This window comes from Arthrobacter ginsengisoli, assembly GCF_031456935.1.
Taxonomy (GTDB): Bacteria; Actinomycetota; Actinomycetes; order Actinomycetales; family Micrococcaceae; genus Arthrobacter; species Arthrobacter ginsengisoli.
Map to the genome: position 1 here is coordinate 1 of NZ_JAVDVQ010000014.1, position 21,079 is coordinate 21,079.

General features: G+C 64.1%; 21 protein-coding genes and 1 pseudogene. 8 read left to right on the top strand and 14 right to left on the bottom strand.

Going from position 1 to position 21,079, the window contains the following annotated elements; all coding sequences use genetic code 11:
* Positions 1–627 precede the first annotated feature (627 nt).
* A pseudogene (locus tag J2X01_RS15150) lies at positions 628–744 on the bottom strand (IS3 family transposase); the annotation flags it as partial.
* Positions 745–991: 247 nt separating this feature from the next.
* Between J2X01_RS15150 and J2X01_RS15155 the strand changes: the two are divergent.
* The 3 genes from J2X01_RS15155 (at position 992) to J2X01_RS15165 (ending at position 4,083) form a co-directional block, all read left to right on the top strand.
* Positions 992–1,597 (top strand): hypothetical protein, encoded by a 606-nt coding sequence (locus tag J2X01_RS15155; RefSeq protein ID WP_310059088.1) that lies wholly within the window; start codon positions 992–994, stop codon positions 1,595–1,597.
* Positions 1,598–1,716: 119 nt separating this feature from the next.
* Positions 1,717–2,442 carry a YcnI family copper-binding membrane protein gene (locus tag J2X01_RS15160; protein WP_310059091.1) on the top strand — a complete coding sequence of 242 codons (726 nt, stop codon included), beginning with the start codon at positions 1,717–1,719 and terminating at the stop codon, positions 2,440–2,442.
* 165 nt (positions 2,443–2,607) lie between these two features.
* Complete coding sequence (locus J2X01_RS15165; protein WP_310059093.1) at positions 2,608–4,083, top strand: PepSY-associated TM helix domain-containing protein; 1,476 nt, start codon at positions 2,608–2,610, stop codon at positions 4,081–4,083.
* 298 nt (positions 4,084–4,381) lie between these two features.
* Here the strand turns inward: J2X01_RS15165 and J2X01_RS15170 are convergent, their stop codons facing one another.
* Complete coding sequence (locus tag J2X01_RS15170) at positions 4,382–4,624, bottom strand: hypothetical protein (RefSeq protein ID WP_310059096.1); 243 nt, start codon at positions 4,622–4,624, stop codon at positions 4,382–4,384.
* An 875-nt stretch (positions 4,625–5,499) separates the two neighbouring features.
* Here J2X01_RS15170 and J2X01_RS15175 point away from each other — a divergent pair.
* The 3 genes from J2X01_RS15175 (at position 5,500) to J2X01_RS15185 (ending at position 7,592) form a co-directional block, all read left to right on the top strand.
* Positions 5,500–5,775 (top strand): YegP family protein, encoded by a 276-nt coding sequence (locus J2X01_RS15175; RefSeq protein ID WP_310059099.1) that lies wholly within the window; start codon positions 5,500–5,502, stop codon positions 5,773–5,775.
* Entirely contained in the window at positions 5,772–6,449 is a 678-nt protein-coding gene (locus J2X01_RS15180) for a PAS and ANTAR domain-containing protein (protein WP_310059101.1), read from the top strand. The genes J2X01_RS15175 and J2X01_RS15180 overlap by 4 nt, the downstream gene beginning before the upstream one ends.
* A 573-nt stretch (positions 6,450–7,022) precedes the next feature.
* Positions 7,023–7,592, top strand: a complete 570-nt coding sequence (locus J2X01_RS15185) for a DapH/DapD/GlmU-related protein (protein WP_310059104.1) — start codon at positions 7,023–7,025, stop codon at positions 7,590–7,592.
* 510 nt (positions 7,593–8,102) lie between these two features.
* Here the strand turns inward: J2X01_RS15185 and J2X01_RS15190 are convergent.
* Together J2X01_RS15190 and J2X01_RS15195 are read right to left on the bottom strand one after the other, a co-directional pair.
* Positions 8,103–9,287, bottom strand: coding sequence for a cation:proton antiporter (locus J2X01_RS15190; RefSeq protein ID WP_310059107.1), 1,185 nt, complete (start codon positions 9,285–9,287; stop codon positions 8,103–8,105).
* A 40-nt stretch (positions 9,288–9,327) separates the two neighbouring features.
* Positions 9,328–9,723: a hypothetical protein gene (locus J2X01_RS15195; RefSeq protein WP_310059111.1), complete on the bottom strand. Its 396-nt coding sequence runs from the start codon at positions 9,721–9,723 to the stop codon at positions 9,328–9,330.
* A 593-nt stretch (positions 9,724–10,316) separates the two neighbouring features.
* Between J2X01_RS15195 and J2X01_RS15200 the strand changes: the two genes are divergently transcribed.
* Positions 10,317–10,448: a hypothetical protein gene (locus J2X01_RS15200; RefSeq protein WP_310059114.1), complete on the top strand. Its 132-nt coding sequence runs from the start codon at positions 10,317–10,319 to the stop codon at positions 10,446–10,448.
* Positions 10,449–10,536: 88 nt separating this feature from the next.
* On the opposite strand, the gene J2X01_RS15205 is transcribed toward J2X01_RS15200, so the two are convergent.
* The 4 genes from J2X01_RS15205 to J2X01_RS15220 form a co-directional block, all read right to left on the bottom strand.
* Positions 10,537–10,968, bottom strand: coding sequence for a DUF1003 domain-containing protein (locus tag J2X01_RS15205; protein ID WP_310059116.1), 432 nt, complete (start codon positions 10,966–10,968; stop codon positions 10,537–10,539).
* A 116-nt stretch (positions 10,969–11,084) separates the two neighbouring features.
* Positions 11,085–12,797: an ABC1 kinase family protein gene (locus J2X01_RS15210; protein WP_310059120.1), complete on the bottom strand. Its 1,713-nt coding sequence runs from the start codon at positions 12,795–12,797 to the stop codon at positions 11,085–11,087.
* Positions 12,798–12,802: 5 nt separating this feature from the next.
* Positions 12,803–13,345, bottom strand: coding sequence for a PadR family transcriptional regulator (locus J2X01_RS15215; protein WP_310059334.1), 543 nt, complete (start codon positions 13,343–13,345; stop codon positions 12,803–12,805).
* Positions 13,346–13,470: 125 nt separating this feature from the next.
* Complete coding sequence (locus J2X01_RS15220) at positions 13,471–13,713, bottom strand: DNA-3-methyladenine glycosylase (RefSeq protein ID WP_374724980.1); 243 nt, start codon at positions 13,711–13,713, stop codon at positions 13,471–13,473.
* A gap of 97 nt (positions 13,714–13,810) precedes the next feature.
* Here J2X01_RS15220 and J2X01_RS15225 point away from each other — a divergent pair, with 97 nt between their 5' ends.
* Positions 13,811–14,173 carry a DUF488 domain-containing protein gene (locus tag J2X01_RS15225; RefSeq protein WP_310059122.1) on the top strand — a complete coding sequence of 121 codons (363 nt, stop codon included), beginning with the start codon at positions 13,811–13,813 and terminating at the stop codon, positions 14,171–14,173.
* Positions 14,174–14,571: 398 nt separating this feature from the next.
* On the opposite strand, the gene J2X01_RS15230 is transcribed toward J2X01_RS15225, so the two are convergent.
* The 6 genes from J2X01_RS15230 to J2X01_RS15255 form a co-directional block, all read right to left on the bottom strand.
* On the bottom strand, positions 14,572–15,123 hold the full coding sequence (locus J2X01_RS15230) for a molybdopterin-dependent oxidoreductase (RefSeq protein ID WP_310059124.1): 552 nt from the start codon (positions 15,121–15,123) through the stop codon (positions 14,572–14,574).
* Positions 15,027–15,878: a cytochrome b/b6 domain-containing protein gene (locus J2X01_RS15235; RefSeq protein WP_310059126.1), complete on the bottom strand. Its 852-nt coding sequence runs from the start codon at positions 15,876–15,878 to the stop codon at positions 15,027–15,029. Before J2X01_RS15235 ends, J2X01_RS15230 begins: the two co-directional genes overlap by 97 nt.
* 549 nt (positions 15,879–16,427) lie before the next feature.
* Positions 16,428–18,314, bottom strand: a complete 1,887-nt coding sequence (locus J2X01_RS15240) for a transketolase (protein WP_310059129.1) — start codon at positions 18,312–18,314, stop codon at positions 16,428–16,430.
* Between the two features lie 34 nt (positions 18,315–18,348).
* On the bottom strand, positions 18,349–19,872 hold the full coding sequence (zwf, locus tag J2X01_RS15245) for a glucose-6-phosphate dehydrogenase (RefSeq protein ID WP_310059132.1): 1,524 nt from the start codon (positions 19,870–19,872) through the stop codon (positions 18,349–18,351).
* Complete coding sequence (locus J2X01_RS15250) at positions 19,869–20,186, bottom strand: HAD hydrolase-like protein (protein ID WP_310059134.1); 318 nt, start codon at positions 20,184–20,186, stop codon at positions 19,869–19,871. The genes zwf and J2X01_RS15250 overlap by 4 nt, the downstream gene beginning before the upstream one ends.
* 332 nt (positions 20,187–20,518) lie before the next feature.
* The gene (locus J2X01_RS15255) at positions 20,519–21,073 is read right to left on the bottom strand and encodes an ABC transporter permease (protein ID WP_310059337.1); all 555 of its coding nucleotides are present in this window, start codon (positions 21,071–21,073) and stop codon (positions 20,519–20,521) included.
* Between the last annotated feature and the right edge of the window lie 6 nt (positions 21,074–21,079).

A 21,079-nucleotide genomic window follows, 5' to 3' on the forward strand; every position in this document is an offset into this window, starting at 1 on the left:
GCCTGGACCGGCCTCGTCATCGCCGCCCTGTCTGAACTGAGCTTCCTCTCGATGGCTATCGAGCCGATCCAATTCCTGCTCCCGATCGGGCGCTTCGGCGGGCTCCTCTGGCTCATCGCAGTTGGCTTCCTCCTGCCACAAAACAGGGCCGCCGCGAATCGGGAAGCACGATGACCGGTGCCGCGCGCCTCGACGGGAAGTTCGCGCTGGTCACCGGCGCGAGCCAGGGGCTTGGACCGGCGGATCTACGCTCACGCCGCTGGGGTGGAGGCAGCGGCTTCGGACGTACATGCCGGCATCGATAGCAGCATGTCTGTGGGACTGAAGGAAACTGCGGGGACTGAAGGAAGTAGGTGCCTGCGCAAAATGATCGTGCTGAGCCGCCCATCAGTAGTCGTACAGTGTCGTTCCCATACGGCGAAAGGTTCGCCTTATGAGGACCGGCGCTCCGGTCAGTCGCGGCCGCCGTTGCGTCCGCGGCAACCCAAGTACGAACAACAGTGGGCCCGCCGACTGTGCCCTCGATATGGATCGTCTGTGGAATTGCTGTGCGGAACCGTTGGGACCGCTGAAGGGTTTAGTTGACAGCTGGAGTCGATGGTTCCCATGCGGCTCAGGCCGCGGTTCAATTGTCTCAAACTCGATGGGTGTAAGCCGTTTGAAGGCGCGTTGACGGGTTTGCGGGCGGTAGCTGTGCTCGATCCAGGTCGTAATGGCCAGCATGAGGTCGACACGGGTCTCCCATACCCGCAACCCGGTTGCGGTTCCGGGGCTGCTCGGGATCAACCAGGAGGACCCACCAGGTTCTCCACGGGACGACCCGTCGTAAGGGGTAGTTTGAACCATCCAGAATTGGGGTTTCCCTGACTTCGGAAGGACTGGACGATGGTATGTGTCATCGTCACGAATGTTCCCGTAGGGGAACCGACAACGCCGGAACCGTAGGATTTGTCGTGGTGACCACCTGGGCCCGGACCGGAAAGGATCGCCAATGACGACGTGCGCTTCTTTCCGGTTGCTCCGTACCGGGTTGATCAGTTCAACTATTCTGGGCCTGGCCGCGGGAGGGCATCTGGCCGGCGGCGGCACACTTCCCGAACCTGTGATCCTCATGGCGCTGTGCGCTTTGACGGTGCTGCCCGTCTCAGTTCTGACGACGTTCCGTTTGAGCATGCCTGTCCTGGCCGGGCTGCTCGGTGCCGGACAGCTCTGGCTGCACTGGGCTTTTCACGCTCTCTCCGGCGCGGCGCCTGCGGCCGGCCCGGCTCTGTCCGGCCACGCCCACCACACGCCCTTCCCGGCCATGGGATCATTTAGTGCCGCCCCCCCGGCCGACACAACGGCCGGGGACTGGCAGATGTTCGCCGCCCATGCCGTGGCGACTCTGGCCACCGCTGTGGTGCTCGCCCGTGGTGAGCAGACCCTGTGGGCGCTGGCCGCCTGGCTGCGCCCGCTGGCCCAGCTTCCCGTCTCGTGCACTATCGTTCCGGCGCGCGTTCCCGGCCCGTGTATGGCTCCCCTCGTCCTTCCCAGGGACCAACTGGTCCGGCGCATGCCTGCACGGCGCGGCCCACCGGCGAGCCTGCCGGCCGACTGAACCCAACCGTTGCCTTTCCCTAACGGGCAGGGATCCGGCGGCAGACCGCTGCTCTTCCCGGCCCGGACGTGTTTCGGGCCAGGTTCCCGACCCGTTTTTGTGTGAAAGGCATCCTTGCCATGAAATCTTCTCTCCGCCGTACCCTCAAAACCGTCTCGGCCGCCACGATGGCCGCCGCGCTGCTCGCCGTCGGCGTTACCGCCGCGTCCGCCCATGTCCACGTCGATCCTGATGACACCGCGGCCGGCGGCTACACCCACCTGACCTTCAACGTCCCCAACGAATCGGCCACGGCCAAGACGAACAAGCTGGAAGTGACCCTGCCGACCGAGACCCCGTTCACCTCGGTGTCAGTGAAGCCGGTCGAGGGCTGGACCTCCCAGATCATCACCGCCGATCTCCCCAAGCCCGTGACCATCGCCGGAGCCACGGTGACCAAGGCCCCCAGCTCCGTGGTGTGGACCGCGGACGCCGCGCACCAAATCGGCCAGAACGAGTACCAGGCATTCTCCCTCTCCGTCGGTGTCCTGCCCGATGCCGGCACCACCGTGACCCTGCCCGCGTCCCAAACCTACACGGACGGCACGGTGGTGAAATGGGACCAGAAGACCGCCGAGGGCCAGGCCGAGCCTGAACACCCTGCGCCCTCGTTCGTGACCACGGCCAAGGACACCGGCACGGCCGCCCCGGCACCCTCCGCGGCAGCAACCCCGGCGCCGGCTGCAGCGCCTGCCGCCGGGGATGGCGGATCTACGGCAGGCTGGTTCGGACTCGCCGCCGGCCTGATCGGCCTGGCCGCCGGCGTCACCGCCTTGGCCCGCACCCGCCCCACCAAGGGCAACTGACCCGCCACCGGCCACACGCGACCCCCGCTGTCCCGGACCCACCGGCACCGCCGGGCTCGTGCTGCCCGCACGCCACCTTGACGGGCGGCCACACCCGCGCATGGCGGTACCTCACAGTCGCGCCCTGCCGCAGACCACAAAACTCCTCTTGAAAGACGCACAGTCATGACTCTTCTGACCAAGCCCCCTGCCGGGGCATCACCCACTCCATCGCAACCCGATCCAGACACCCAGCCGGCCGCGGACCGTGGCTGGTTCCGGGCCTTCCTGCTCAGGATCCACTTTTACGCCGGGATCCTGGCCGGTCCGTTCCTGCTGGTCGCGGCCGTCAGCGGCGGCTTGTATGCGATGGCCCCGCAGCTGGAGCAGGCCATGTATTCCAAGGAACTCCAGGTTCCCGCCGTGACCGAGCCGCTGCCGCTTTCGACTCAAGTCAAAGCGGCCATGGACCATGCCGATGGGGATGCCCTGGTCACCGTCCGGCCCGCCCCCGGACCGGAAGACACCACCCGGGTGCTGTTCGCCGATGCGTCCCTGGGCGAATCCCAGTACCGGACACTGTTCGTTGATCCGGGCACGGCGGAAATCCGCGGGGATCTCCCCACCTACGGCAGCAGCGGCGCACTTCCTGTGCGGACCTGGATTTCCAACCTCCACCGGTCCCTGAACCTCGGCGAACCCGGCCGCGTCTACAGCGAGCTCGCAGCCTCCTGGCTGTGGGTGATCGCCCTGGGCGGCCTGCTGCTGTGGATCGAGAGGATCCGCCGCAAACGCACCACCAAGAACACCGCCCCGAAGCCACGCCCGGCCACGGGGCGCGCCCGGACTGTCTGGCTGCACGGAACCACCGGAACCATCCTGTTGGCGGCGTTTCTGTTCCTCTCCGCGACCGGTCTGACCTGGTCAGAGAACGCCGGCGCCAACGTCAGCACCCTGCGCACCGCCCTGGACTGGACCACCCCGACGCTGAAGACATCGCTGACCGGGCCTTCTTCCGCTGCGGCAGGAGACCACTCCGGCCACGGATCCACTGCCGCGTCTGCCGAGTTGCCGGCGTTCGATCCGGTCATGTTCGACACGGTGACAAGGATCGCCCGCGCCGACATCATCAGCGCACCAATGATCGACATCAAACCCCCGGCCAAACCCGGCACGGCATGGTCGGTCACCGAGACGGGGAGGGAATGGCCCGCCTCGGCCAGCGCCGTCGCCGTCGACCCGGCCACGGGCCAGATCACCAGCCGGCTCGATTTTGATGACTTCAACCCCGCAGCCAAGCTCACCCGCTGGGGCATCGCCGCGCACATGGGGCTGCTGTTCGGCCTGCCGAACCAGCTCGCCCTGCTCGGAATCGCCGCCGGGCTGGCCGCCATGGTCGGATGGGGCTACGTGATGTGGTGGAAGCGCCGCCCCAGCCGTGGCAGCGCCCGTGCCTTCGGCCGCCCGGCACCGCGCGGGGCCTTCCTCCGTGGGCACTGGGCCGGGGTCCTGACCGCGATCACCGTCATGGTCGCCGTCGGGCTCTTCCTGCCGCTGCTGGGCTACAGCCTGCTGGCTTTCATCGCTTTGGACACGCTAGTGGCCGAGGTCAAGCGACGCCAACGCCGCCACCCACTAGACACCACAGCGCCCGGGAAATAACCCTGTCCTCAGTCCCGGCACAGCGAAGCCACCGAGAATTAAAGTTGGAGCCCCCGGACATCCCCAGCCCGGGGGAGGCCCGGAAATCCCGCTGATCAATGCGGGCCTGAAGCCCTGGATCAGGCCCGCATTGCAGCTCGCGCTCAAGGGCGCGTCAAAAGGTTGTGCAGACGGCTTTGAACATTCTGTGCAGACGACTTCGGAAAATGACAGGTGGACTGCTGCCGCGTCGAAACACGTGCGTAGCCGATCAGTTTCGCGCCTGGACGTCTTCGGGACCATGCTCCGTGACGCGTCTTTAACCGCGGTAGGAGGCGAGGTGCGGCAAATGGAGTTCGGTCAGGCGCTCATTGAGGACTAGGACTAGTGCCAGCAGGTTGCAGTCGTGGGCGGGCAGGGGCATCAGTCCGTTCAGATAGGCATCGATGACCCACCGATCCTTGTTGCCCCCATACGCGAAGTACATTAACCAGGCTTCACGGACCTCGAGGTCCGTGAGCAGGAAAGCAACATGCATCAATTTCTGCTGAGATTCAGCCATTAGAATTCATCCCCCGGAGATCGCTCACTTTCGAGAAGTGCGCGACGTCTAGCCTCTGTTGACGGCAGGAGAAACATTTCCGCTCGCTCTTGTGAGGCACAACTGCCCGCACCGCCGCCGTCTCCATGTCAGGCTACCGCGCAGGGCAGTGTTTGACCCGGGCCGGAGTGCCTAAACGATTTACGTTCCCGTTGAGTAGGGCCAGGGGGCTCCCGGCCCGCCGGCAGCCCGGACGTGGACGGCGGTCTTCCATGACGTCCTTCTCGGGCGGCGTCCAGTGGAGTTAGGGGCCAAGGATCAGCTGTTCCGCATTACGCCGTCGGAAATTCCAGGATGCCAGTTTGCCATCAGCGCGTCCGCGCGATGGTGGTCACCACGGGAGCCCTGACGCGGGCCGAGGCTTCCGGCAACCCCGGATAAGGAATACGTGCTCGCAAGCCGTCGGCACGGTCGGTTGCTCGGGTAGTACCAAGCCCCGATGAGCGCCGTGGGGAGCGTATGGACAGCTGTGAAGGCGATTGCCGCGCTCAGGTACGACAATGCGTGCTTTGCACTGGTTCATCCATCGGCAGACCGTTTCAGTACCCGGAGGGGTTACTCGTGGCCGCCGTGAAACTGCTTTCCCGAGGTCGTCTCTGAGCCCCGGGGCCGGCGCAGCCGTGGGTTGCCTAATTTTCCTGCAGGAGCTATAGGGCGTTCAGCTATTTGCGACCAGTGGGAAGGGATTAACGGGCGTGCGAGGTAGAAGGCGATCCCAGCAGCCGCTTACTCGCTCGTACGCGGGTTCATCCGTACCGTTGAGGGTGGGTGTGGCTGGGGTCACAGGGGGTGCGCCCTCTCCCGTTACCGGGCCGGCCGGGGCGCAGCGTTGCGTTTTGGATTTTGATGAGGTCGCCTTTGGTTTTCCGCCGGGCGCCAGAGGGGTAACTATGAGCGGAGCGTTCGAGCTTTTTCACGACGGGAACCTGTCTTTCGGGTTTAGGCTGAAGGCTCCCGATGGGACGGTTGTGGCGGTATCCGGACCGTTCCCGGACAAGGTGTCGGCCGTCGAGGGTATCCGTGTCGTCCGCGAGTGTGCCGGAACGGGTTTGATCACCGATCTTTGCCCCCTACTGGGGGATTCCCACGACGGACTGGTGCGAACGGTATGAGTACTTTGGACAGCATGTTCACCTACTCCAGCGCGCTGGAGGCCACCGATTGCACCGCGGGGGCGTTTCTCACCGATGTCGTGACCGGGGTGATGGTGTGGTCCGATGCGCTTTACCGGATCCACGGATACCAGCGCGGAGAGGTCGTGCCCACCGTTGAACTCGTCCTGGCGCACAAGCACCCCGGTGACAGGGCAAAAATGCGTGAATTGCACACCGACCTGGCCGATGTCGGGGGGTACTTCTCCAGCTACCACCGCCTGATTGACGCCCATCAGCGCGAACACCGGGTACTGACGACCGGGGAGGCCGTCCTCGACGCGAACGACAGGCTCGTCTCCATCACCGGAACCATGGTCGACTTGACCTCAACTGTCCGCGCGGAAACTGAACGGGCCGCCAGGGATGCCGTCGCCGGAGCCGTCCGCGCCCGCGCCGTCATCGAAAAAGCCGTGGGCATTCTTATGGGACGGCTCAGCGTCGGTGCCGATGCAGCTTTCGCTCTGCTCTGTGTCCACAGCAACCACACCAACAAAAAACTGGCCGTCATCGCCTCCCAGCTTGTCGGCCTCGCCGAAGACCCCCGCAGCGCAGCCGCGCTCACTACGCTCGTCCATGACCTTCAACGCCACACAGCTCATGCCACTGCGGTACGCCGGGAGAACGCCCAGTGAGGGTTTGGCTAAGGTATGGGAACCGCCGTCTACTGGTTAATGCAGAAGGCTTCCAGTGGGCAGATGACACATTCCATCTCAAATACGATCCATTACTGAGACGGTCGGCCCATTCTGTTATGCGGAACCGCCGCAAACAGACTCGGGGAGCTCACGAGCGGGTCCGGGCATGGGCCGGCGCTTCCCGCCGCGACCGCACGTCCTAGGAAGATGTAATCTGACCGGAGCCCACTAGGACGGCCTGAACGGTACACGCCTGAGCTGTTCAGTCCAGCGTCCCGAAAGTTCCAGCCATGACGGGGTCATTCTCGATTCACTTGTGGGAGAACTTGGGGGACGGTCAGATTAAGCCGCAGTCCGCGGATTCTTGCAACGGGGGAGTGCCCCACTTGCGCGTCCTGGTTCCAAGGATGTGGGCCCTTCAGGGGGATGTTGTAGGAATCCGGCAACGGCAGCCATCGTTAGTGCACCAGCTGCTCCACCAGCACGATCATCGCGGCGCACAGAAGGCCTTGTAACTAAGGACCCAGTTTTTGTGCCCAAGCCCCGTCCCAGCTTGATAGAACGGACACCATGGAACTCGACGATCTCCTTGAGGCACTGAATGCCGGCGATACCATCACCGGGGACTCGCCCTTGCATGAGGTCATGCACCGGGTCAGCCAGGATGCCCTGCGCATTACCGGCGAACTCAACGGCGGATATCAGGAACCGGCGCGTATACGGGAGCTGTTGGCTCAGCTGACCGGCAAGCCGGTTGACGAATCCGTGACGGTTTTCCCGCCCTTCCACTCCGACTTCGGGAAGAACATCACCCTCGGGGAGCGGATCTTCATCAATTCCGGGTGCAAGTTTCAGGACCAGGGCGGTGTCGTCATTGGGGACGACTGTCTGATCGGGCACAACACGGTGATTGCCACACTCAACCACGACCTTGCACCGAGCCGCCGCGCGGACATGCACCCGGCCCCTGTCGTCATCGGCCGCAATGTTTGGATCGGATCTAACGTCACCATTCTGCCGGGCGTGACTATTGGTGATGATGCAGTCGTGGCGGCTGCGTCCGTGGTCACGAAAGACGTACCCGAAAAGTCCATTGTTGTGGGCTCGCCTGCACGAGTAGTGCGCTCACTGGCCAACTGAGCCGCGCTGGTTCAGCCTTGCTCGGGTCCTCGCGCTACTCCGCTCACCAAGGGTCAGGAGGCGCGGTTTGTTGTGATACGTCCGGGCCTGCCCTGTGCAAAGTCGGCGGCATCTGAACACCGTACGAGCAGCCCCCTGTCCACTCAGGGTCCAAGCTGTTGACAACATCATTGAGACCATACTTCCGAAGTCGGCGCCGGACTAGTTGCTGGGCGGCATCGGTTCGGCGATGCTGCCGGAATCGCCTCGGACGATCAGTTGGTAGTCGTGCCACAACGTTCCGATCTTGCGTCCGTCAGGCAATGTCCATGCTTCCCAGCTGTCCTGGGTGACAAGCCGGCGGCCTCTGTGGCTGCGAGGGCTTGTCGAACTGTCGTCCAACTTCGGGCCGGATCTGGCCGTGAGCGGTCACTGAAGCGCGATGCACGTCGCCCACACGGGGCCGGTTCCAAACGACTGGCACACAAGGGAACTGGCAGACTAGCGAAGTCGCCCTATAGCTTAGGTGAACTACGCAGCCGCGGTCGGGCCGCCCTCGGATGACTTGCCCGCCGACGCCGGGGCGGGCTGCGTAAACGTGCGGGCGGCCAGTGAGCCCGCGGTGGTGCTTGCCCCGATGCTGATGAGGGCCCCGAGGATCATGGCCGCGGCTTCTCCCGGTTCCAGCAGATGCAATTGGGAGCCGATAGTGGCGGCGGCAACCGGTACTCCCAATTGGGACGCTGCAAGAATGGCCAGCGGCAGAGGCTGGCCGAGCAGCCGCAGGCTTCCGTGGACCAGCAGGGTTCCCAGGCCAAGGCAAATCCCTAGGAGAATCATTCTGGGGTTACCCGCAAGGGTGCGCAGATCGAGCGATGCGCCCAGCCAGACGAAGAATACCGGCCCTAGAAATCCATCGCTGACGGCGAAGAGTTGGTGTGCCAGCCGTCGGGGTTCGCCCACCGCTGCGACCACCAGGCCGAAGGAGAACCCTCCCAGCAGGATGGACACGTGGCCCGCGACGGCAAGCCCGGAGAGCGCGAAGAGCAAGGCGAGTTGGATCCGCAGTTCCAAGGCGAATTTCCGGTCTGCGGACATGTCATGCAGCCGTCCGCGGTTACCGCTGTTCTCCAGCCAGCGAAGCACAAAGAACAAAACCGCAGCGCACGCCGCGACGGCGGCTGCCCCGACGGCTGCCCTCGGCGCATTGGGAGGGTCGACAGCAAGCGGAAGCGCGACAATGCAGGCGATGTCCGCTACCGCCACCTGTGCCGTCGTCGTCAGGACCTTCGGTCCCGTCAGCCGCAGCGAATCGACGATCGGCAGGACCAAGGCTGCCGACGAGGAAGCGAGCAGAACGATGTAAAGGGGAGCATGTCCGGTGCCAAAGGTAACGGCAATGACGATTCCGACGGCGGCCGCGAGCACTGCGGCGATGCCGGCACGCATGGCGCCACCACCGAGTGCGGGGCGGATGGCTTTGTCCCGCATCGGGACGTGCGTCCCGGCGACGAACATGATGAGGGCGAACCCGACGTCGGCCAGAAAGGTGAACGTGGGATCCGAGGATTCCACCAGCCCCAGACCCGTGCGCCCGATGACGATACCCGCCAGCAACTGACCCAGCACCACGGGAATGTGCCATTTCCGAGGCAGTGCCAGCAGCGGGCCGAGGAGCGCGACCGCGGCGATCAGCGAAAGCTGTAAGAACGACACGTTCCTCCTTCTAACGGCATGGCGGTTGGCTTGCAGGTGGTTATCGGGGTGCGTCAGCCAGTTTGACTGGAATGTCGGTGTTTTCGTCCGTGTAGTAGCTTGCGCATACCCGGTGGTAGCCATCGGCGACCTGCGCGGGAATGCCCCGGGCCAGGTCGCCCTTGATCATCAGGATGGGCGAGAGCTTCTTGCCTTCCTTGATTTTCTTCAGGTCCGAGGCCACGTGGGCGTTGTCCTTGGGCAGCAGCACCAGTCTCGCGGCCCGGAGGATGTCCTTGGCCTTGCGATGCTGGATTGGGGCGACCCTGAGCGACGCGACAATCGAGGAAACCACATCGTCGGATTCAAGTAAGGAAAGATACCCCGCAGCGCTCGGATAATCTTGGTCCTCAGGCTGTGGCAACCAGCGGACCTCGCCCTTGTTTTCGTCAGGCATGCGTTGTACTCCTTGGCTAGCTGTATCGGCCTGCAAACGTGGGCGGCGCCGGCCGGAAGAACCTGGAGGTCCGCGCCGGGGCGTAGTCGTCGTAATTCAAGAGCGAGGGCTTCCTGGCGCCGGGGGCCCCAGCCCAACGGGTCGTTCGCGGAAAGGCGGGCTTGAGCAGCCAGCTTAGCCGCCGGAGCAGCCGGTTTCGATGGGCTGGGCTGCCAGGGCTTCCGGTCCGCCTTCAGCGGCGGGACGAGCCCTGGCGGCAACCCCGGACGGGCCGGGTTTCAATATCGGTCGTCAACGCCGGAGATGAACTTAGGCTTAGAAGCGATGTTGGGGCCGGCATCTCAACTGGACTGTCAGGGTGGGCGCGCCGCTGTGCGGGTCGGAATGTTCCGGAACCCTAGTATGCACTTATTCCCTCATGACGGGGGCCGGTGCCGCGGCGCGGACCGGTTCCGTTCTTGTCCTGACACTGATCGCATTGTGGGTGTTGGTGGTTCTCTCGCGGCCGCTGAACCGGTGGCGGGTATTGATCATTGGTGTCATGTATGCCGCCCTTACGCTCGTGCTGACGGTGCCTCCACTCCGGGATTTTTTTGAGTTCACCGCTGGGCCAGGAACACCTGACGACATCGGTGCTCGTCGCCCTCGCTGGCGTCCTCGCCGTCGAACTCCTGTTTCGGTTCCACCGTCGGCGCCTCAACGGTGATCCGGCCTCCGACATCTAGGGTGGGAACCCTTCCGTGGGCGGCTCTTGAACCTTGACGCCCTTGACGCCCTGGCCCCAAAAAAGGGGGTATACGGCACTGACCGTTCTCAGGGGCTCGACCGGCCCTCGAAGTTGAGGCTCTCCAGAGTCGCTATGTTCTTCAGGTCCTGCAGCATTACCAGTTGCTCACGGTTAATGGATATCAGAAGTTCAATCTCTTCCTTTGCCCTTATATTGGTGTCGAAATCGTGCTGGGCCATGGATGCGGCTATGGCGTCCTGTCGTTTGGCGGCGATGAGGAGAATGGCACCCTGGAGCCCCGCCAACATGGAGAGCAGGAGGTTCAGGAGTATGTAGGGGTATGGGTCCCAGGCCTTGGTCGCCAGCGCCCAGGTGTTGATAGCGGCCCAGATAGACATGAAGCCGATGAAGCTTCCCACAAAGGGCCAGCTTCCCATCCCGTTCCGCATGATGTCGGCCGCGCGTTGGCCTACGGTCAGGGAACCTTTGTGTCTCTCGTGCCAGGCCTTCGAACTCATCGGCCAGCCCCTCCCGACCACCATCGGAGGCAAGTAGCCCGACAAACAACCACCGGAACCCGCAAAATCCCCGCCACGGCGGGGATTTCACGCGTCACCACAGACGTAACTTCGGTTTAGAGACCGCGGCGCCCTACCCACAGACCATGCAGCAGCGGAACCGCCGATGCGATCATCAGCACGCTGCCGAGCACCGTGTCCTCCGCTCGGACCGCGGAACCTGCGATGAGCAGGGCTCCGAAAACCAGCGCCGATGCCGACCGTTGCGCCATGCGGCTAAGCCGTGCCAGTTGCCGTTCCAGGCGCGGGTTGGCCACCGTCAGTGAACCCTCCTCGATTCGGGTGAGAAGCCCATCAACGCGTTTGGGCAGACGCAGGGCGACCCCGGCGGCGTCGAGCGCTTGCCGAGCAGCGTCCTGCACGATGTTGCCGCGCTCGTCGCGCAGCAGCTGCGCCGCATAGGGTTCAACCGAGTCCCACAGATTGAACCGGGCGTCCAGTGAGCTGCACACACCCGACGTGAGTGACATCGCGCGGATGATGAGCAGGAAGTTCTCCGGCAACTGAAAGGGCAACGAGCGAACCACGTCACCGAACTCCAGCGCAAAGTCACGGAACTCCCGCGGGTCCACCTCACGAAGCTCGGCGAAGCCCATCCCGCCGAACCTGGCGAAGAGGTGCGTCATGGCCCGCTCAAGCTCGGCCGTGTCGGCCGACGGAACCAGCACTCCCACGCCTCTGATCGCTGTCACCAACCCCTTACCGTCACGCGAGGCGGCTGCGATCAGCAGCTTCCGCAGGCCACTGCGTGTCGTGGGCGGCACCTCTCCCATCATGCCGAAGTCGATGAACGTCAGCTTCCATGGGTGCTGTGCGGATGAATCGGCATTCGGAGTGACAAAGATATTGCCGGGATGCGGATCGGCATGGAAGAAGCCCGTCGTGAATATCTGGTCGAACATTACCGACGCGAAGACCGGGGCAACCTGCACGGGATCGATGCCCGCCGCAAGAAGGGCCGCCACGTCCGTGATCTTGATCGCCGTAACATCTTCTAGGGTGAGAACGCGGCGGGTGCTCCGCTCCCAGAGGACGTCAGGGACGATCACTCTGTCGTCGTCGTCGAAGTCAGCGGCGAAGCGCTCTGCATTCGCCGCCTCATGGAGGTAGTCGATTTCCTCGAGGCTGGTCTGCGCAAACTCCTCGACCAGTGCGGGCATGTCAGCACGATCGGACACGAGGCGCACGTGGCTGAGCCAGCCGCCAACTTTGCGTAACGCGGCCAGATCGACGTCGACAATCGCGTCGATGCCCGGTCGCTGCACCTTCAACACTACGTTTTCGAGACCGGTGTCCTCGGCATCGGTGCGAAGAAGTTCAGCCCGGTGCGCCTGCCCCAGGGATGCGGCGGCGATGGGCGTCGCCTCGACCGAGGCGAACACCCGGTCCAGTGGCGCACCCAGCTCCGCCTCGGCAAGGGCACGGATTGCTGGGAACGAGACGGGAGGCGCCTCGTCTTGCAGCCCTTCCAGTTCAGCGGTGATCTCCGGCGGGAGCACATCGAGCCTGGACGACAGGAACTGACCAACCTTGATCATCAGACCGCCAAGGTCCACTGCGAGCACATGGAAGCGCTGCGCGAAGTGCCGCATCCTCTTGGCCCGGGTGCGTTCGGCAATCCTGGCCAGCCCGATGCGAGAGAGGAAGAGCTCAAACCACCATGTCACCGCGAGATGCCATGCGGCGAAGCGCAGGATGCGCCGGTATCGGGCACGGGTGTTCCCGGCGCCGGGTACCGGATCTGCCCGGTCCCGGCGAACCGACGCCACCCTCGTCAGTCCTCGGCGAGGATCGAGTACAGCCGACGACGTGCCTCGTCGAGCACCTTTACCGCCTCCTGCACCTGCTTTGGAGAGCCTGTGCGACCCACCTGGGACGCGGCCTGGGCTAGCTCGACGCCAGCCTTGGGCAGCGCCGCGAACCCTGCGCCCGATGCCGGACCCGTAGACTCCCAGAGCTCTGACGCATCGGCACCCGCTACCTCTTCGCGGCCTGCTTCCATCAGAGAGTAGATCTTGCGGCCGTTGGATTCCGCGGCACTGATGAACCCCTCATCGGCCAGCAGTTGAAGCGTTGGGTAGACGGAGCCGGCACTCGGCTTCCAGCTGCCACTGCTGCGCTCCTCGATTTCACGGATGATCTGGTAGCCGTGCATCGGCCGCTCCGCAAGCAGGGCCAGTATCGCCGACCGCACCTCGCCTCGACCCGCGCGGGTGCCCGAGCGCTTCTCAAACCTCGAACGCAGCTCCTCAACGGCCTGCCACATGCCATCGATGTTGGGGCCGACGAATCCACCCGCCGGGTATGAATTACGCATCATGCTCTCCTTCGTGAACCGTGAACCGTGAACCGTGAACGATATACAACGATACTCAACGATACATGGAGACCTGCCCTCTCGGTCCTCTCATTAACGGCACCCCGGCATCTCAAAAACGACCATTAGTGAGACGGTCCGACCGCTCTTGAGGTGACGTAAGGAGTGCCGAGGATGTGGCCCGCAGGTCCGAACATGGTGTTATTTCGGTTGGTTTTGCCGCGGTAGGCGTGCGCTCCGGGATCGCGTTCGCCGACATATGCTTCGACCTCGGTTATCCGGACGGAGACGGTCCCGTCGCCATCCGTGCGTTGAAGGACGCAGCCGAGCACGTGGCTCCTCGGGGGATCGGGAGAGCATAATGTCACCGAGGACGAAGACCCAGAGGGGTTTTCGCCGCTTCGGGCGTCACTGTTCGAAGGATGGTAGCCGCGCCGTGCCGAAAGTCAGCGAGGAGGCTGGGGAATGTCGACTGCAACGGAAGTCCAGGTGCGCCGGGTCTATGACGGGACCAGGGATGACGACGGCGTACGGGTTCTGGTAGACCACATCTGGCCGCGCGGGATGACCAAGGCCAAGGCAGCGCTGGACGAGTGGTGCAAAGACGTCTCCCCGTCAACGGAGCTGCGCAAATGGTACGGCCACGACCCCGCCAAGTTCGACGAATTTGCCAAGCGCTACAAAGCCGAGCTTAAAGACCCTGCCCGGGCGCAGGCGCTTGACCATCTGCGCGAACTCGCTAAGGGCCAACGGCTAACGCTGCTGACGGCAACCAAAGCCGCCGACATCAGCGAGGCCCAAGTCCTGGCCGACCTGATCGGACGGTAGCCACTTTACGTCCGGCGCCCCCAAGAGACAGGCGTCGGGAAGGACCGATCAGTGACCATGAACGGGATCCCCTGACGCTGTCGGAGCTGATTCCCGTCATGTGGTGTGCAACCCCACGGCGCGAGGATCGTGCTGAGGACGATTCCCTGGCCGCACTGCATTCGGCCTTCACGGAAGCGCGGCTCCACGGCGTCGTTACCTCCGTACGGACGGGGGCAGAGGGCCTCCCGTCGCCCAGGTAGAGCCCGACAAGGCCCGCTACTCAAGAGCCCGCCCCAACACGACTTGGCGCCGTGCCGTACACGGGCGGTGGCTTCGGCACCACGTTTTTTAGCGTGGCCCGGTTCTCATGGCAGGTTCCGGGATTTCGTCGGGCATGCCGGGTGTGGGGCGTAATGCTAGACGGATTGGCGGTAGCCGAAGAATTCGTGGTCGTTGTTGTATCCGCCTTCGCCGCCGCCGATGTGGGAGAAGTCTTTGACGAATTCGATGCCTTTGATCCATTTGACGAGTTTGAAGCCGAGCTGGACCTCGTTGCGCAGACGCAGCGGGGCGCGGTGTCCGTAGGTCAGCGGCGCGTTGTTCATGTCGTAGGCGAGCATGGTGAGGTGGTAGCTCATCTGTTCGATCGGCTGCGCGTCGTAGTAGATGCCGCCGTCGGATCCTTCGGCGAAGGAGTAGAAGATCACCCACTTCGCCTCGGGGTCCGGCTGCACCAGGTCGATGATGGTTTGCATGGAGACGCCGCCCCACTTGGCCACGCCGGACCAGCCCTGGATGCAGAAGTGCTGGGTGATCTGCTCGTGGTGGGCCAGATCGTGAAGCTGGGCCAGGTCGAGTTCCACCGGGTTCTTTACGAGGCCGGAGACCTGGAGGCGGTAGTCGGCGAAGCCTGTGGCGAGGAGCGTTTTGTATTCGGTGGATTCGGGGTACTTGCCGTTGTGCCACATATACGGGGAATGTCTTTTTCGGTGTACCGGCAGGGTTTTGAATCGAGGTGCTCGAACAGCTGTTGCGCCGGGCCGATGGGGGCAAACCCGATCCGCTGGACCATCCGTGGATGCCGGTAGGTGAGCGGGGTGACGCCCACCCAAATCACGATCATGAGGGCCAGGGATGCGGCGAAGATCCAGAACCCGTACCAGTCGCCGGAGTTGCGGTCCGCGTACATGTAGTTGAAGTTCCGCAATGCCTCTGTCGCGACGACGAGGGAGACGTGCATCACGATGAACAGCAGGAACCAGACCAGGACAAGGAAATGCAGCGACCGGGCGGCTTGGATGCTGAAGACCCTGCTGATCCACCTGAATTTTGTGGACAGGGCCGGGGACATGCCCAGCCCGGTGATGAACGCCAGCGGTGCGGCGATAAAGACCGTTATGAAGTAGGCCATGACCTGGAGACTGTTGTAGGCGACCCAGCTGTCGTCGGTTGGCCAGTTCAGGGAGGCGTACTGGATGGACATCGAGAGGGCATTGGGGATGACCTCCCAATTGGTGGGCACCAGACGGAGCCACTGATCCGTGGTGAAGATGAGAATGTAAAAGACCAGGCCGTTGAGCAGCCAGAGCGTGTCCATACCCAGGTGCCACCAGCGGGCCAGCCCGATCGAGTGCCGCCGGCCCGGCAGACCCACGCCGTCCGGGAGGGTGATGGAGTCCTGCTTTGCGGTGTAAAGCGGGTCCGTGGGTACCGGCGTCTGCATCCGGAACCATTCCTTGCCCGGGGTTGAGTGCCGGGTCCAGTACAGCCGGGATGATCGGCAAGGATGGCTAACCCTGCCCGGATGATGGGGATCAGGAGCAGCATGTTGAAGAAATGCTGCCACCCGATCCAGGGAGGGAACCCTGCCCGGGCTTCGGCTCCGGGCGGAACAACCCGGCCTGGATATTCCCTGATGAACTCCGCGACTGTGGGGACACTACGCAGTCCCTTGGCGAGGGCCACGGCGGTGATCAGCAGCACGAAGCCGATCGGCAGCAACCACAGCAGGTTGAACCATTTGCTGTTCCCTATGCGCACCCGCGGCGCCACCCCGTATTGCGCGGGGGCGGAGCCGGCCCATGAGTCATCGACGACGGTGTTCGCTTCCGTTGAGAGTTCCTCTCGGAAGCTGGCCGGCGTCCTCGGGCCTGTGGCGGAGACAGCGGCTCACAACCGTCCGGGTTGTCCTGATTATCCTCGCGTGCCACGATGTGCCTTCGATCATTGATGCCCCTGCAGTTCCGGGAACGCCTGATTCCTGATCCCCAGATTACGCTTCCGCCGCGGACTGGCCCTCTAGGGCTCCGACCAGGGTTCGGGCGGCCGCAGTGATGTGCCGTGCAGAGATGCCGGCCGCATCGAGCAACTCCGCGGGTTTGCCGGAGGTGGGCAGTCCTTTGACGGCCAGTAGGGTGATGTGCAGGTTGGGAGTGTCCGTTCCGGCGAGGGCCTCAAGCACGGCTGAGCCGATGCCGCCCTGAGGGTAGTGGTCTTCGGCTACGACGATGTGGCCTCCGGTATCCAGACAGGTCCGGCGTAGGGTGTCCGTGTCGATGGGCTTGATGGAATAGAGGTCGATGACGCGGGCTTTGATTCCGGCCTCGGCGAGTTGCCCGGCGGCGGAGAGACATTCGTGCAGTGTCACCCCGGCGCCGATGAGAGCCACGACGTCGTCGGGGCCGGCATTGTGGACTTTGCACCCGCCTATCGGGAATTCCTCCTCCGGGCCGTAGATCACCGGGTACGCTCCGCGGGTGGCACGCAGGTAGGAGATTCCGGTGGTGTCGGCCATGGTCTGCACGAGCCGGGCGGTGGAGGGTGCATCAGAGGGGTACAGCACTGTGGAGGTGTGCACGGCGCGCATGGCGGCGATGTCCTCCAACGCCATTTGGGAGGGTCCGTCCTGGCCGATTTCGACGCCAGCGTGGGTGCCCACGAGCCGGATGCTGACCTCGGATACTCCTGCCATCCGGATGAAGTCGTAGGGCCGGGAGATGAGGAAGGCGGCGAAGCTGGAGGCGAACGCGACGTAGCCGCGGACGGAGAGTCCGACGGTGGAGGCGACGAGTTGTTGTTCTGCGATGAACATTTCGAAGAAGCGTTCCGGGGCGGTCTCTTTGAATTCCCCGGCGTGGGTTGAGTTCCCGACTTCACCGTCCAGGACGACGACTTCGGGGCGGACTGCCATAGCGGCGATCGCGGCCCCGAAGGCCACCCGGGTTGCCACCTGATCGCCTACCTCCCAGCGGGGCAGGGTGATGGCGGCCTGCGGGTCGGGCGTGATGGCGGGCGTGCCGGGTTCGGGCATGCTGGTCGTGATCTGCAGATGGGTGGGTCCGCCCAGGGCAGCCACGGCACGCTCGGCCATCTCCTCAGGGAGCGCCTTGCCGTGCCAGCCGTTTTTGTCCTCCACCTCGAGCACACCCTTGCCCTTGATGGTCTTGGCCAAAATGACCGTGGGCTGGTCCGGATCAGAGCGCGCCCGTGTCAGGGCGTGGTCGATTGCGGTGATGTCGTGACCGTCGATGATGATGGCGTGGGCACCGAAGGCCTTAACCCGCCCGGCGTAGCCGTGCATGTCCCATTGAAGTTCGGTAGGCCCGTCCTGGCCCAGCCGGTTGACATCGACAATGGCGGTGAGATTGCCGAGCTTGTAATAGGCTGCCTTGTCCAAGGCTTCCCAGATTGAGCCTTCGGCCAGTTCACTGTCTCCGCACAGCACCCACGTGTGGTAGGTGAGCTCGTCCAGATACCGTCCCGCCAGGGATACTCCGACGGCGTCCGGAAGTCCCTGTCCCAGCGATCCGGTCGCCACATCCACCCAAGGCAGGAGGGGGGTGGGGTGGCCTTCGAGCCGGGCCCCGAACTGCCGGTAGGTATTTACCAGTTCCTCCTCGCCGACCATACCGGCCGCCCTATACATGGAATACAGCAGAGGAGAGGCATGGCCCTTGGAGAAGATGAGGTGGTCATTGTTGGGCAGCGCCGGCTGGTCCCAGTCGTAGCGGAGGTGCCGTTCGAGCAGGACGGCCATCAGGTCCGCCGCGGACAGTGACGAGGTCGGGTGACCGGATCCGGCCCGGGTGCTGCACCGGATCGAGTCCACCCGCAGCTGATTTGCCAGGGTCTCGATAAGACCCGCTTGTCCGGTGTTCATGGGTGCCGGCCTCACGTCCTGATAATCGGTCATCTCAGTGCCTTCCGAGGCTGTTGGTTCTTCTTGCCCGGCCCTTATCCCTGCCAGGGCCGTCCGTTCCGGGGTTCCGGAAGGTGCCAGCTGGCCGGGGCGATGAGCCGATCAGCCTCGGCCGGACCCCAGGATCCCTGCCGGTAGGGCAGTGGCCGGGGCGGGTGCGCCAGCAGTGGGCGGAAATTTCCCAAAGGCGTTCTATTCCGCCAGCCTGGGTGAACGTGGTGTGGTCCCCGGTCATGGCGTCGTGGAGCAGGCGTTCGTAGCCCAGGAGCCCATGGGCGGCGGCGAAAGAGTCCGCGTAGTGGAAGTTCAGGGACGCGTCATCGAGTCTGGTGTCCGCCCCGGGCGCCTTGGTGCGAAAGCTGATCGTGATCGACCCGGGGTCGGAGAGCTCGAAAATCAGCTCGTTGGGCGCCTCCCTGCCCGAGGTACCGTCGGCCGGGCCGAAGAGGTCCTGCGGGGCTTTCGTGAAGGTCAGGGTGATGGTGTGCCGGCTTTGCGCCATCGCTTTTCCGGTGCGCAGGTGGAAAGGCACCCCGGCCCAGCGGGGGTTGTCGATCTCCACGGTGAGGGCGGCGAAGGTCTCCACCGTGGAGTCCGTTGCCACGCCGGGTTCGGTGGTGTAGCCCTCGTACTGGCCCAGCACCGTCCGATCCGGGTCAAGGGGATTCAGCGCCTGGAAGACGCGTTCGGCCTGTTCGTGCAGGGATGCGGCGTCCAGGCGTTCGGGTGCTTCCATCGCGAGGAAGCCAAGCAGGTGAAATAGATTGGTCACAACCATGTCCCTGAAGGCCCCGGTTTGTTCGTAAAAATCGGCCCGGTCTTCAATGCTGAGCCGTTCCGGCACATCGATCTGGACGTGGTCGATATGATCGGCGTTCCAGACCGACTCAAACAGGCCATTGCCGAAGCGGAACGCGAGGATATTCTGGACTGCTTCCTTGCCCAGGAAGTGATCGATCCGGTAGATCCGGTTTTCATCGAACACGGTGCGCAACTCCCGGTTCAGGGCCTTTGCGGAGGCCAAATCGTGGCCGAAGGGTTTCTCGATGACCAGTTTTGCGCCTGTGCCCAGGCCCGTAGCTCCGAGCATCCGGACCGTCGCAACGAAGGCATCCGGCGGGACGGCCAGGTAGATCAGGCGCTGAACCTGCCCTTCCAGGTCCTGCTCGGCCCTGGCGACGGCGTCCAGCAGTGCATGTGGCTCCGTGGGGGTAGCCGGGGCGAAGTCCAGATTGACCGCGAATGGCTCCCAGCTCCCGGCACGGTGCCCGGTCCGCCCGTAGTTGTCGACGGCGGCGCGCACATGGGCGCGGAAACCATCGGTGCCCGGCGCGTAATCCGGGAGGCCGGAGCCGATGATGCGGTAATGGGCTGGCATCATGCCCGCGGCGGCCAGGTGGAACAGGCCTGGGAACAGTTTGCGTTTGGCCAGATCCCCGGTGGCGCCGAAGAGGATCAGCAGCTGGTCCTCCGGGAGCGCGGATTGGACAGCCCAGGAGCCCGGGCCTGCCGCGGTCACGCTGTGACCTCCATGCCTTCCAGCGGCAGCCCCCCGGTCAGGGAAGTGACAACACAGTCCGCGCCGGCCCTGCGGGTCTGGTCGGCGGTGAAGTGGAGGCTGGCGACGCCCAAGCAGGCGATTCCCGCGGCATGGGCGGCCGGCACGTCGGGCGGGTTGTCGCCGCCTACGACGGCCCGGGCGGCGGTGACAGGTTGGCCATAGGCCAGGGCGGCACGCCGCAGTGCCATCCTGGTCAGCTCGCCCCGGTAGGTAGAGTCCGATCCGTATCCGCCGAAGGAGAAGAAACGGAGCTTGGAAGGGAAAGCAGCCATTGAAACCTCGATCACAGATGTGGAACTCTGGTCAGCTTCTGTGCGTCAGCTTACTCTCGGGCGCTGGTACTGGCGCAATGCCCTCAGATTGACTCATCCTCTTGACTTTCCGCCCGCTTCTTCGGCACCGGAACCATGCCCTTGACAGTGCCGGGACGTGGAGTGGGGGTGAAGTCACTGCCATCGACGTGAAGGCCACTGGCCCCAGCTCGGGCGTGCGTCGCAGTTCCACGTCTGCCATTCGGTTCAGGGTCCGCTCAGTGAGCATGCGGTGGTGGTCGCTCAGGATCGCACAACAAGGATCGGCCAAAATACGCGATCCCGAGCCTGCGTCAGTTACGGGCGGGGGTGCTGCGTTTGCGGAAGGTGCCGGCGATGGAGAGTTTGCTTGAGTATTGGATGGATCCGTAGCGGAAGAGGTGGACGGCGAGGCGGAGGATGAGGATTCCGATGATGAAGAGTTCGGCGATGACGATGGTTGCCTCTACGGGTGAGAGGGTGCCGAAGCCGTTGCGGAGCATGGCGGTGACGGGAGCGGAGAGCGGAAAGTAGGTGAAGATCTGGACGATGGGGGCGCGCGGGTCCGAGACGCTGAGGGTCATGGCGTAGAAGGGGACGAAGATTAGCGCCATCAGGGGTCCGACGACTGTGCCGGCGTCTTTGGCGGTGGGCATGACCGCGCCGATCGCGACGAGGACGCCGGTGAAGATGGTGAATCCGCCCAGGAGCAGCAGTGCCCCGACGATCATGGTGCCCGGGTCGAAGCTGAGGGTCGACAGGTCCAGGTCGGGCATGGCCAGTTTGTCGCGGAAGAAGGCGTAGCCGACGGCGATGGGTGTGAGGAAGAACAGGATCTGGACGAGGCCGACCATGAACAGGGCGATGATTTTGCC